The sequence below is a fragment of the Streptosporangium subroseum genome, assembly GCF_900188345.1.
GTDB classification, from domain to species: domain Bacteria; phylum Actinomycetota; class Actinomycetes; order Streptosporangiales; family Streptosporangiaceae; genus Streptosporangium; species Streptosporangium subroseum.
In genome coordinates this window covers 117,822-129,924 of the sequence record NZ_FZOD01000004.1, presented here as the reverse complement: position 1 = coordinate 129,924, position 12,103 = coordinate 117,822, and the positions used below count along the sequence as shown (strand labels likewise).

Annotated in this window: 11 protein-coding genes; 3 read left to right on the top strand and 8 right to left on the bottom strand. The window is 69.5% G+C overall.

The annotated features are described in order from the left end of the window. Positions 1–27: 27 nt before the first annotated feature. Complete coding sequence (locus tag CHC08_RS05795) at positions 28–657, bottom strand: TIGR03085 family metal-binding protein (protein WP_089206105.1); 630 nt, start codon at positions 655–657, stop codon at positions 28–30. A gap of 168 nt (positions 658–825) precedes the next feature. On the opposite strand from CHC08_RS05795, the gene CHC08_RS05790 reads away from it, so the two are divergent. Further along, the gene (locus CHC08_RS05790) at positions 826–2,601 is read left to right on the top strand and encodes an ABC transporter ATP-binding protein (RefSeq protein ID WP_179281918.1); all 1,776 of its coding nucleotides are present in this window, start codon (positions 826–828) and stop codon (positions 2,599–2,601) included. Further along, complete coding sequence (locus CHC08_RS05785; RefSeq protein WP_089206103.1) at positions 2,598–4,370, top strand: ABC transporter ATP-binding protein; 1,773 nt, start codon at positions 2,598–2,600, stop codon at positions 4,368–4,370. Before CHC08_RS05790 ends, CHC08_RS05785 begins: the two co-directional genes overlap by 4 nt. Here the strand turns inward: CHC08_RS05785 and CHC08_RS05780 are convergent. Genes CHC08_RS05780 through CHC08_RS05765 form a run of 4 tightly spaced genes read right to left on the bottom strand, consistent with a single transcriptional unit; the run spans position 4,367 to position 7,561 of the window. Next, a complete protein-coding gene (locus CHC08_RS05780; protein WP_089206102.1) occupies positions 4,367–4,837 on the bottom strand; it encodes a GNAT family N-acetyltransferase in 471 nt (156 codons plus the stop codon). The two genes, CHC08_RS05785 and CHC08_RS05780, sit on opposite strands and share 4 nt — an antisense overlap. Continuing rightward, entirely contained in the window at positions 4,834–5,832 is a 999-nt protein-coding gene (locus CHC08_RS05775; RefSeq protein WP_089206101.1) for an ABC transporter substrate-binding protein, read from the bottom strand. The genes CHC08_RS05780 and CHC08_RS05775 overlap by 4 nt, the downstream gene beginning before the upstream one ends. Positions 5,833–5,852: 20 nt before the next feature. Continuing rightward, on the bottom strand, positions 5,853–6,617 hold the full coding sequence (locus CHC08_RS05770; protein WP_089206100.1) for an amino acid ABC transporter ATP-binding protein: 765 nt from the start codon (positions 6,615–6,617) through the stop codon (positions 5,853–5,855). Further along, positions 6,614–7,561 carry an amino acid ABC transporter permease gene (locus CHC08_RS05765; protein WP_245878151.1) on the bottom strand — a complete coding sequence of 316 codons (948 nt, stop codon included), beginning with the start codon at positions 7,559–7,561 and terminating at the stop codon, positions 6,614–6,616. Before CHC08_RS05765 ends, CHC08_RS05770 begins: the two co-directional genes overlap by 4 nt. A gap of 452 nt (positions 7,562–8,013) precedes the next feature. Here CHC08_RS05765 and ppk2 point away from each other — a divergent pair, with 452 nt between their 5' ends. Further along, positions 8,014–8,994 (top strand): polyphosphate kinase 2, encoded by a 981-nt coding sequence (gene ppk2 / locus CHC08_RS05760; protein WP_089206099.1) that lies wholly within the window; start codon positions 8,014–8,016, stop codon positions 8,992–8,994. A gap of 97 nt (positions 8,995–9,091) precedes the next feature. On the opposite strand, the gene CHC08_RS05755 is transcribed toward ppk2, so the two are convergent. The 3 genes from CHC08_RS05755 to CHC08_RS05745 form a co-directional block, all read right to left on the bottom strand. After that, the gene (locus CHC08_RS05755; protein WP_089206098.1) at positions 9,092–9,901 is read right to left on the bottom strand and encodes an ABC transporter permease; all 810 of its coding nucleotides are present in this window, start codon (positions 9,899–9,901) and stop codon (positions 9,092–9,094) included. Then, complete coding sequence (locus tag CHC08_RS05750; protein ID WP_089206097.1) at positions 9,898–10,761, bottom strand: ABC transporter permease; 864 nt, start codon at positions 10,759–10,761, stop codon at positions 9,898–9,900. The genes CHC08_RS05755 and CHC08_RS05750 overlap by 4 nt, the downstream gene beginning before the upstream one ends. Before the next feature lie 105 nt (positions 10,762–10,866). Further along, positions 10,867–12,099, bottom strand: coding sequence for an ABC transporter substrate-binding protein (locus CHC08_RS05745; protein WP_089206096.1), 1,233 nt, complete (start codon positions 12,097–12,099; stop codon positions 10,867–10,869). Between the last annotated feature and the right edge of the window lie 4 nt (positions 12,100–12,103).

Sequence of the window (12,103 nt, the reverse complement as noted above, 5' to 3'; positions counted from 1 at the left end):
CGGGAGGGGGAGACGGGAGCGGGCGGGTCAGGTGCCCAGCGAGGCGTCCATCAGCTTGGCCACCACCTCGTCGTCGCCGGTGACGTCGACCCTGGCGTGGGACTGGCGGCCGAAGCAGAAAAGGATGAGCTCGCCCGCCGTGCCGGTCACCTCGGCCTGCGGGGTGTCCTTGGGCCCGCCGATGGCGACGCCGCCGCCGATGCGGTGCAGGACGACGCGGACCGGTGACTTGCGCAGGAACACGCGGGTGCCCGCGCGGGTCTGCTTCCAGAGGGTCTCGTCGAAGTCGGCGGGAAGCTCGCGCGGCTCCCAGACCCGCTGCGCACGCCGTACGTCCTCGTGGTGGATGAAGTATTCGGCGGTGTTGACCAGCCGGTCCAGGCCGGGCAGGCGGTAGATCCCGGCGGGGCCGGAGCGCAGGAGCTCGACGAGGCCCGCGTATCCGTGCTTGGCCTTCAGGGACTCCTGCACCCTGGCGGCGTATCCGGCCAGCGACGAGAGCATGATGCCGCCGGCGGCGTCCGTGCGGCGTTCGCGCAGGACCAGGTGGGCGGCGAGGTCGAAGGTGGTCCAGCCCTCGCAGAGAGTGGGGGCGTCCGGACCGAGCCCGGCGAGCAGGTCGCTGAGCGCGGCGCGTTCGGCGCGGGCGTATGTCACATGTCCGACCCTATCAAGGTTGTTGTTCGGGCAACCACAGCGCCGGATGCTCGCCTGGCGTCACGGACTCGGGAATAAGCGCTTGATCCAAATTGATAGTGACTTAGGCAGAAATATTTCCTCTGAAAGGACACCCCCCGAGTGGCGAGCAAGGTGACTCCCGCCGTCATGCGCCGGGGGCTTCAGGTCCTCGGGGTGGCCATCCGGACGGAGAAGGCGGTCTTCGCCGCCGCCGTCGTGTTCAGCGCGCTGTACGGCGGCATGACGGTCGCGTCGGCGTGGGCGCTCGGCTGGGCCACGGAGAACGTCGTGGAGCCCGCGCTCAAGCAGGGAGAGATCACCACCGGTGCGCTCACCTTCGGCACGGCTCTCATCCTCGGCGTCGCCCTCCTCAAGGCGATGGGCGTGGCCGGACGACGGTTCCTCGCCGGGGTCATGCAGTACCGGATGCAGGCCCACTCCCGCCGGGCCGTCACCCGGCAGTACCTGAAGCTCCCGCTGGCCTGGCACCACAGGCACCCGACCGGCCAGCTCCTCTCCAACGCCAATGCCGACGCCGAGGCCGCCTGGGCGCCGCTGGCCCCGCTGCCGATGGCGGTCGGCGTGATCGTCATGCTGGTCACCGCGGCGGTCGCGATGGTGATCACCGATCCGATCCTCGCCCTGGTGGGCTTCCTGATCTTCCCGGCGATCGCCGTGCTGAACCTGGTCTACCAGCGCAAGCTCAGCCCCCTGGCCACCCGGGCCCAGCAGCTGCGCGCGGAGGTCAGCGAGATCGCGCACGAGAGCTTCGACGGCGCCCTGGTCGTCAAGACCCTCGGCCGCGAGACCGAGGAGACCGACAGGTTCCGGGCCAGGGCCAACGAGCTCCGCGACGCCAACATCGCCGTCGGCAGGGTCCGCGGCCTGTTCGACCCGATGCTGGAGGCACTGCCCACGCTGGGCGTGCTCGCGGTGCTGCTGATCGGCGCGTTCCGGCTGGAGAGCGGCGCGATCACCTCGGGCGTCCTCGTCCAGGTCGCCTACCTGTTCACCCTGCTGGCCTTCCCGATCCGCGCGCTCGGCTGGGTGCTCGGCGAGCTGCCCCGCGCCGTCGTCGGCTACGAGCGGATCAAGGGCGTGCTCACCGCGACGGGCTCCATGGAGTACGGCACCGCCACACTGTCCGGCACGTCCCCGGCCAGGCTGGAGGTCCGTGACCTCGGCTACTCCTACGGCGACTACCCCGTCCTGCACGACGTGAGCCTGAAGGTCGAACCCGGCCGCACCGTCGCGCTGGTCGGCCCCACGGGCTCCGGAAAGTCCACGCTCACCCAGACCTTCATCCGCCTGGTCGACCCGGAGGCGGGCGCCGTGCTGGTGGACGAGGTGGACCTGCGCGAGGTCGCGCACGGCGGGGTCAGCGACGTGGTGGCGCTGGTGCCCCAGCAGACGTTCCTGTTCGACGACAGCGTGCGCGGCAACGTCACCCTCGGCCTGCCGGTCGGGGACGAGGACGTCTGGGCGGCGCTGCGCCTGGCCCAGGCCGACGGGTTCGTCAGCGGTCTCCCCTCGGGGCTCGACACCATGGTCGGCGAGCGCGGCACGACCCTGTCCGGTGGCCAGCGCCAGCGGGTGGCACTGGCCCGCGCGCTGGTCCGCCGCCCGCGGCTGCTCATCCTGGACGACGCCACCTCCAGCGTGGACCCGCAGGTCGAGGCCAGGATCCTGTACGGCCTGCGGGACGCGGCCCAGGCCTCGACCGTGATCGTCGTCGCCTACCGGATGGCCACCATCGCCCTGGCCGACGAGGTCGTCTACCTCCAGCAGGGCAGGATCGCCGACCGCGGCTCCCACGAGGAGCTGCTGGCCCGCTGCGAGGGCTACCGCAACCTGGTCACCGCCTACGAACGTCAAGAGGCCGAGCGCGAGGCGCTCGGCGCAGAGGAAGAGGTCAGCGCGTGAGTTCGTTGCAGGGAGTCGAACGGTCGGCGCTCGCCACCGTCCGGCATGGACTGTCGCTCACGCCGGAGTTTCGCAAGGGATTGGCCGGGACGCTCCTGCTGGCCGTGGTGGCGACGCTGGGCAAGGTGATCGTGCCGATCGCCGTCCAGCAGACCATCGACACGGGGCTCCAGGAGTCGGGTCCCGACCTGGCCTACATCCGCACCGCCGTACTGCTGTGCGCGGCCGCCGTGGTGATCACCGCGCTGTGCGCGTATCTGATGAACGTCCGCCTCTACAAGGCGAGCGAGTCCTCCCTCGCCACGCTCAGGGTGCGTGGCTTCCGGCACGTGCACGACCTGTCGGTGCTCACCCAGAACGCCGAGCGCCGGGGGGCCCTGGTCTCCCGGGTCACCGGCGACGTCGACCAGATCAGCGTGTTCATGCAGTCGGGCGGACTGATGATCATCATCGCCCTGGGCCAGCTCCTGGTCGCCACCGTGCTGATGTTCGTCTACTCCTGGCAGCTCGCCCTGCTGGTCTGGCTCTGCTTCCTGCCGCTCCTGGTGGCGCTGCCGCGCTTCCAGCGGTGGCTCTCGGGGGCCTACACGCTGGTCCGCGAGCGCACCGGCGACATGCTCTCCGCCGTCAGCGAGGCGGTCGTGGGCGCGGCGGTGATCCGGGCCCACGGCTCGGAGGCCCGTACGGCGCAGCGGCTCGACGTCGCGATCGAGGCCAACAAGGCCGCCCAGGCCCGCACGCAGAAGATCGTCGCGACCGTCTTCCCGCTGACCGAGATCGTCGCGGCGGTGGCCGTGGCCGGGGTGGTGCTGCTCGGGGTGAAGCTGGGCATCGGGGGCGACATCACGGTCGGGCGCCTGATCGCCTTCCTGTTCCTGATCACGCTGTTCGTCTCGCCGCTGCAGATCGCCACCGAGGTGCTCAACGAGGCGCAGAACGCGATCGCCGGATGGCGGCGCATCCTCGGTGTGCTCGACACCCCGCCTGACGTCGTCGACCCGGGCCCGGAGGGCGTCGAGCTGCCCCGCGGTCCCATCTCGGTCTCCTTCGAGGACGTCGGGTTCGCCTACCCCGGTGGCGTGCCGGTGCTGCACGAGGTCTCGGTGCGCATCCCGCCGCGCTCCAGGGTCGCCGTGGTGGGGGAGACCGGTTCCGGCAAGACGACCTTCGCCAAGCTGCTCACCCGGCTGATGGACCCGGCCTCGGGCCGGGTCACCGTGGACGGGGAGGATCTGCGGACGGTCCGTTTCTCCTCGCTGCGCGAGCGGATCGTCATGGTGCCGCAGGACGGTTTCCTGTTCGACGGCACCCTGGCGGAGAACATCCGATTCGGCCGCCCCTCGGCGACCGACGAGGAGATCCGGCTGGCCCTGACCGAGCTGGGGCTCGCCGACTGGCTGGAAGGCCTGCCCGACGACCTCTCCACCCGGGTCGGTCAGCGCGGCGAGTCGATGTCGGCGGGCGAGCGCCAGCTCGTCGCGCTGGCCCGCGCCTACCTGGCCGACCCGGACCTGCTTCTGCTGGACGAGGCCACCTCCGCGGTGGATCCGGCGACGGAGGTACGGCTGGCCCGCGCGCTCGAGGGTGTCACGCGGGGCCGTACCGCCGTCTCCATCGCCCACCGGCTGTCCACCGCCGAGGCGGCGGACGAGGTGCTGGTCTTCGACAAGGGCCGGATCGTGCAGCGCGGCCCGCACGCCGAGCTCGTCAGGGAGCCCGGTGTCTACGCCGACATGCACGCCTCCTGGGTCTCGGCCCGCAGCTCCTAGAGGAGTTTTTCGAAGGGGTGCACGCCGACGGTCTCGGGGTCGGCCTCCACGTCGTAGAGCGGGGTGTAGCCGCCGGTCAGGTAGAGTCCGGCGGCCTCGGGCTGCCGAGGGCCGGTGGTGAGGTAGATCCGGCGGTAGCCCTGCCGCAGCACCTCCCGTTCGAGCTCGCGCACGACGGCGAGGCCGAGACCGCGCCGCCGGTGGTCCGGATGGGTCCAGATCCGCTTGAGCTCGGCGGTCTCGGGGTCGTAGCGGCGGAACGCGCCGCCGGCGATGGTCTGCCCGTGCTCGACGAGGATCAGGAACGCCCCTCCCCGCTCCGGGGCGAACTCGTCGTCGGGATAACGGGAGAGTTCCTGGTTGGGGCCGTACCGGCTGGTGTACTCGAAGTGCAGGTCGTCCAGGAGCGGCCGGACCTCCGGGTCCCTGACCGCGACGTGCCGTACCTCGATGGAGTCGATGCTCACTTGGGCTGCCTCGGGAGGCCGGGGGGGTTGATCAGGGACTCGGGCAGCGCCTCGTTCTCGAGACCCCAGCGCTTGAGCACCTCGGCGTACTTGCCGTTCTTGATGAGCGTGTTCAGCGCCTCGTTGACCGGCTTGACGAGCCCGTTCCCCTTGAGGGTCATGACCGCGATCAGGCCCGGGATGGAGCCGCCGCCCGGAACGGTTCCCACGATCCTGCTGTCGCCGCCGACGGCCACCTGGTAGGCGATGGACGGGTTGGGGCCGAAGTAGGCCTGGATGCGACCGGACTTCAGGGCGAGCAGCACGTCACCGTACTTCTGGTAGTACTGGATCTGGGCCGCCTTGAGCCCGGCCTTCTGGTTCTGGGCGTCCCAGTCCAGCAGGATCTTCTCCTGGTTGGTGCCCGACCCGACCGACACGTTCAGCCCGGCGATGTCGGCGGGCTTCTCGATCTTGGTGATCGGGCTGTTCGCGCCCACCTGCCAGGCGAGCTGGTCCACCCGGTAGGTGGCGAAGTCGTAGATGTCCTTGCGCTCCTCGGTCACCGTGACGTTGTTGAGGACCGCGTCGTACTTGCCGGACTTCACGGCGAGGAACAGGTTCTCCCACGAGGTGTTCTCCGCCTTCACCTCCAGGCCCAGGACGTCGCCGATGAGGTGGGCGAGGTCGGTCTCGACGCCGATCAGCGTGGTGTCGTCGTCGGCCAGGAACACCAGGGGCGGGGAGCCCTCGCCGTTGAAACCGACGGTGAGCTGACCGTCGGCGCGGATCGCCTCGGGAACCTCGGCGGCGATGGTCTCGACCTTGTCGGCGCGGACCCGGTTCTGCTCGGGACTGGTGTTGATCTTCGCGCCGGCGGCTCCGGACGGAGCGGCGGCGGGGGCGACCTCGGATTTGTCCGTTGTCCCCGCCGTGCTCTCACCCGCACCGCAGGCGGACGAGAGAAGGAGGGGTAGGGCGACGGCGATGGGGACGAGCCTCGATATGAACGACATGTCGATCCTTGCTAGGGGGGTCAGAGAACCTTGCTGAGAAACAGGCGGGTGCGTTCGTGCCGGGGCGCGTCCAGCACCTGGGCGGGGGTGCCCCGCTCGACGATGCGGCCCTCGTCCATGAACACCACCGTGTCGGCGACCTCGCGGGCGAAGCCGATCTCGTGGGTGACGACGATCATGGTGGTGCCGCTCACGGCGAGGTCCTTCACCACGTCGAGCACCTCCCCGACGAGCTCCGGATCCAGCGCGGACGTCGGCTCGTCGAAGAGGATGACCTTGGGTTCGAGGGCCAGGGCGCGGGCGATGGCCACCCGCTGCTGCTGGCCGCCGGAGAGCTGCCGGGGGTAGGCGTCGATCTTGTCCGAGAGCCCGACGCGTTCCAGCAGCCGGACCGCCAGGGCCTCCACCTCGGCCTTCGGCCTGCGCTGGGCCGAGGTGGGCGCCTCGGTGACGTTCTGCCGCACGGTCAGGTGCGGGAACAGGTTGAAGCTCTGGAAGACGAACCCGATCCGGGTCCGCTGCCGGAGGATCTCGCGCTCGGAGAGCTCGTACAGCCTGTCGCCCGCCCGGCGGTAGCCGACGAGCTCGCCGTCGACGGTGACCGACCCGCTGTCCACCTTCTCCAGGTGGTTGACGGTGCGCAGCAGGGTCGACTTGCCGGATCCGGACGGGCCGATGATCACGGTGACCTCACCCGCGCCGACCTGGAGGTCCACCCCGCGCAGGACCTCCAGCGACCCGAAGCTCTTGTGCACGGCCTTCAGGTCGACCATCGCGGCGCTCATGCGCGGCCCTTCCCGTAGTGGCGCTCGATGTAGTGCTGCGCGACGGACATCACGGAGGTCATGACCAGGTACCAGATGGTCGCCACCAGCAGCAGCGCCATGACCCGGCCGTTGCGGTTGTAGATCACCTGGACCTGGTAGAACAGCTCAGGCAGGGCCATGATGTAGACCACCGAGGTGCCCTTGACCAGGCCGATGATCTCGTTGCCGGCGGTGGGCACGATCGACCGCATCGCCTGGGGCAGGACGATCCGCAGCAGCTGCCTGGTCCTGGGGATGCCCAGCGCCGCGGCGGCCTCCCGCTGTCCGTGGTCCACCGAGAGCAGGCCCGCCCGGACGATCTCCGCGGCGTAGGCGGCCTGGTGGAGCGCGAGGCCGAGCGCGGCGGCGGTGACCGGGCCGATCAGGTCCATGGTCCCGATGTCGAAGAACGCCGGGCCGAACGGGACGCCGAAGGAGAGCCTCGGGTACAGCAGGGCCAGGTTGTACCAGAACAGCAGTTGCAGGATGAGCGGGATCGAGCGGAACAGGGCGATGTAGCCCCAGGCCGCCGAGGACAGCAGCGGGTTCTTCGACAGCCGCATGAGCGCCAGTACGGTGCCCAGCAGGAAGCCGAAGACGATCCCCAGCGCGGTCAGCTCCAGCGTGAAGACGACCGCCCGCAGCACCGAGGGGGCGAACAGGAACTCCCCGACCACCTCCCACTCCCAGGCGGGGTTGGTGATCAGCGCGCTGGCCACCATGGCCAGCAGTACGGCGATGACCGCGGCGGCCACCCACCGTCCCGGATGCCTGGTGGTGATCACTTTCAGCGCGGGGCTCTCGGGCTCTCCGTTCTTCCCGGCGCCGTTCACCGGGGGCGCGGCGGCCCGCGCAGGGGCGGCGGATCCGGATCCGGAGGCGAGGAGCACCCGGTCCCAGCCGTATCTCCGGTGCGCTCGCACCGATCGCGCAGCCGACCGGCGTGGGCCGGGAGCCGGACGCGGTGCCGTCTCCGGTCCGTCGCGTGTGTCACCGCCACCGATGCCTGGAAATTCGACGGGCATGGTTGAAGCCTTTCTGGCTGGTCGTCCGGGAGAGAAGAGGGGAGGCGCGCGGGCGGCGCTCCGCCGAAAGAGCTGGAGCGTCAGTGGCGACAGGAGGAGGACCACACGCGGCACAGGTCGATGTGACCGCGGATCACCAGCCGGAGCTCGGACTTCATGCCCACACTTCAACACAGTCCCTCAATCCCGTCAAGACCTACTTGTTTAGTAGGTTTTTATCGTGGTGATCTCGTGGCAACCCCGAGGGCGGTGGCGTGCCCCGCACGCGATGATTCCACCGAGGATTAACGCCCCCCGGAGGAGGCAGGAGATAGAACGAGGGCTAAATTCTGTCTCAGGGGTAGGAAACCATGACGAATGTGCTGGGTGATGAACCGGTGGATAAGCAGTTCCCGATCCTTCACGTGCGCTCGGCCATAGCCCGCGGTGACCTGCTCGACGAGCTGCCGAACCTGCGGGTCAGGGACGACGACGACGATGATCCCGTCCTGGTGCGGCTGGACGGCAGCGCCGTCGACACCTGGCGGGAGAAGTATCCCTACGGCGAGCGGATGGACCGGTCGGAGTACGACCGGCTCAAGCGCCTGCTCCAGATCGAGCTGCTCAAGCTGCAGTACTGGGTGAAGGACACCGGCGGCCGGCTGGTGGTCCTGTTCGAGGGGCGTGACGCGGCGGGCAAGGGCGGCACGATCAAGCGGTTCATGGAGCACCTCAACCCGCGCGGGGCGACCGTGGTCGCGCTGGAGAAGCCGAGCGAGCGCGAGAGCACGCAGTGGTACTTCCAGCGCTACATCTCGCACCTGCCGGCCGCGGGGGAGATGGTCTTCTTCGACCGGTCCTGGTACAACCGCGCCGGGGTCGAGCGCGTGATGGGCTTCGCCACGCCGGAGGAATACCTGGAGTTCATGGAGCAGACCCCCGAGTTCGAGCGCATGCTCGTCCGGGACGGCATCCACCTCGTGAAGTTCTGGTTCTCGGTGTCCCGCTCCGAGCAGCGCACCCGGTTCGTGATCCGCCAGGTCGACCCGGTACGGCAGTGGAAGCTGTCGCCGATGGATCTGGAGTCGCTGGACAAGTGGGAGATGTACACCGAGGCCAAGGAGGACATGTTCCTGCACACCGACACGGAGGAGTCGCCGTGGACGGTGATCAAGAGCAACGACAAGAAGCGGGCCCGGATCGAGGCCATGCGCCATCTCCTCAGCCTGTTCGAGTATGACAACAAGGACCACGACATCGTGGGGTCCCCCGACCCCCGGATCGTCGTCCACGCCACCGACCTGCTCGACGACGACCGCACACCCGGAACGCCGTCCCTGCCGCAGGCCTGATCGATCGACGACGGCCGCTCTTCCGGGCCGTCAGACGACGCCGCCTCGCCGCTCGCGGGCGGCGAGGGGTTTCGCCGGCCCGGGGCCGGTCGCCCGCTCAGCGGGTGCCCGCGTCGCCGCCCGACAGGCGCTGGGCGAGGTAGATGGGAACGATCGACGCCACGATCAGGGCGGCGGCCACCACGTTGACGACCGGGGCCTGGTTGGGGCGGAAGAGGTTCTCGAAGATCCACAAGGGAAGCGTCCTGACCCCGGCCCCCGCGGTGAACGTGGTCACGATGATCTCGTCGAAGGACAGGGCGAAGGCGAGCAGACCGCCCGCGAGCAGTGCCGAGCGCATCATCGGGAAGGTGATCAGCCGGAACGTGGTGAAGGTGTCCGCGCCCAGGTCGGCCGAGGCCTCCTCCAGGGAGGAGCCCATGCGGCGCAGGCGGGCGAGCACGTTGTTGTAGACGGTCACCACGCAGAAGGTCGCGTGCCCGATGATCACGGTGAACAGGCCCAGGCTCACCCCGAACGGTTCCAGCACCGCCCGGAAGGCGTTGTTCAGCGCGATGCCGGTGACGATGCCGGGCAGGGCGATCGGCAGCAGGATCAGCAGCGAGACCGCGTTCTTGCCGAAGAAGTCGTAACGCTGGATCGCGAAGGCCACCATCGTGCCGAGCACCAGGGCGATCGCCGTGGCGCCCAGCCCGGCCTGGACGGACGCCCACAGCGCGTCGCGCACGCCGGTGGAGTTCCAGGCCGCCTCCCACCACCGGACGGTGAACCCGGTGGGCGGCCAGGCGAACGTGCGGTCGGTGTTGAAGGAGTTGACCAGCACGATGAGCAGGGGCACGTAGATGACGCCGAGCCCCGCGGCCAGCATCGCCCACAGCGCCGTGCGTGCCGTACGGGAGAGGTTCACAGGTTCTCCAGGGCTCCGGTGCGGCGGACCGCGGCGAGGTAGACCAGCATGATCACCACGGGGACGGTGGCGACCGCGGCGGCGAAGGGGAGGTTGTTGGCCGCGCCGATGTTGTCGTAGACGACGTTGCCGATCAGCTGCGACGTGCCGCCCACGATCTTCACGGTGATGTAGTCGCCGAGCGACAGCGAGAAGGTGAAGACCGAGCCCGCGATCACGGCGGGGAAGGTGAGCGGCCACACGACGGTCCGGAACGTCCGCGGGCCGCGCGCGCCCAGATCGCCGGCCGCGTCCAGCAGCGAGTCCGGCAGCCGTTCGAGTCCGGCGTAGATCGGCAGGATCATGTACGGCAGCCACAGGTAGGACAGGGTGAGGATCGTGGCGGTCAGACCGTACCCCCAGCCGAGGACGCCGTCGGCGGAGAGCATGATCCGCCAGGCGTAGGCCTTCACCAGATAGGACGCCCACAGCGGGGTGAGCACCGCGATCACCAGCCAGCGCTGGGCGCGGGGAGAGGCCAGCTTGGCCATCGCGAACGCCATCGGGAACGCGATGACCAGGTCGATCAGCGTCACCGCGACCGCCACCCCCACCGAGCGCAGGGCGATCGTCCGGTAGACGTCGAGGGTGAACAGGTCCTGGAAGTTGACCCAGGTCAGCTCCTTGACCACGTCGCCGGTGAAGGTGTCGGTGCTCCACAGGGCCGTCACGAACAGGGCCGCCAGCGCGCCGAGGTAGGCGACGCCGAGCCAGAGCAGGGGCGCGGACAGCAGCAGCGACAGCCGTACACCCGCGTGCCGGTGCAGAAAGGCGGTGAGCCGGCGTCGCGGCGTGCGGCCCGCCGTCGCGGTGGGGGTCAACTTCGGCTCCTCCGTGCATGGGAACCCTGGGAAGGGGGGCGAGACCGGACGGGCAGGCGGCCCGGGGGCCCGTACCTCCCGCCGTGCGGATGGTTCCTGCGGGGATCAGCCCTTGATCTCGGTCCAGGCCCGGGTCCACTCGGAGTAGTCCTTGCACGTGACGTCCGTGCGGCCGTCCAGGCACTGGGCGATCGGCGTGGTCCAGTACCAGACCTTGGAGTAGTAGTCCTCGTCGGCCGCGTGGAAGGTCTCGCAGTGCTTGGGATCGGCGGTCAGCTCACAGGACTTGGCGTTGGACGGAGCCTCCCCGAAGTATTCGGCGACCTGGGCGTTGGCCTGAGGGGAGATGATCCAGTCCATCCACTTGTAGGCGCAGTTCGGGTGCTTGGCCGCGGCGGCGATCATCCAGGTGTCCGACCAGCCGGTCGACCCCTCCTTGGGCAGGGTCACCTCGATCGGCGCCTTGTCCGCGGCGGCCACGTTGGCGATGACCTGCCAGGTGGTGCCGAGCACGGAGTCGCCGCTCTTGAAGGCCTGGACCTCCTTGGTGTAGTCCGACCAGTACTCGCCGACGAGCTTCCTCTGCTGCTTGAGCAGGTCGACCGAGGCCTGGAACTGCCTGTCGTCCAGCGCGTAGGGGTTCTTGATGCCGAGCTCGGGCTTGGTGGCCATCAGATACAGCGCCGCGTCCGCGATGTAGATCGGGGAGTCGTAGGCCGTGATCTTCCCCGCGTACGGCGAGGCGGGGTCGAACACCACGCCCCAGGAGTCGGGCGCGGGTTTGACCGTGTCGGTGCGCCACATGAGCAGGTTGGCCCCGCGGCCGTGCGGCACGCCGTAGGCCACACCGTCGATCGAGTTCCACGCCTTGTCCTTGAGGCCGGCGAACACGTCGGCGTAGTTGGGGATCAGCGCGGTGTTGACCGGAGCGACGGTCCCGCCGGCGATCAGCCGCAGCGAGGCGTCGCCCGAGGCGGAGACGGCGTCGTACTCGCCGGTCTTCATCAGGTTGACCATCTCGTCGGACGTGCCCGCGGTCTTGGCGTTGACCTGGCAGCCGGTCGCCTTCTCGAACGGGGTGACCCAGTCGACCTTGGGGTCGTTGCCGCCGTCCTCGACGTATCCGGCCCAGTTGACCAGGTTGACCTGGCCCTCGCCCGCGCCGAGGGTCTTCAGCGACTCGATCTTGGGCGGGGTGAAGCCGCTCCTGCCGGGGGCGGGGGCACCGGCACCGGGCTCCGGCGAGGAGGCGCCGCCGCAGGCGGTGACGGTGGCCAGGGCGAGCGCCGAGAGAGCGACCGTGCTGTGCCGGATGAGAGTCCGGGGGGTGGATCGCATGTGA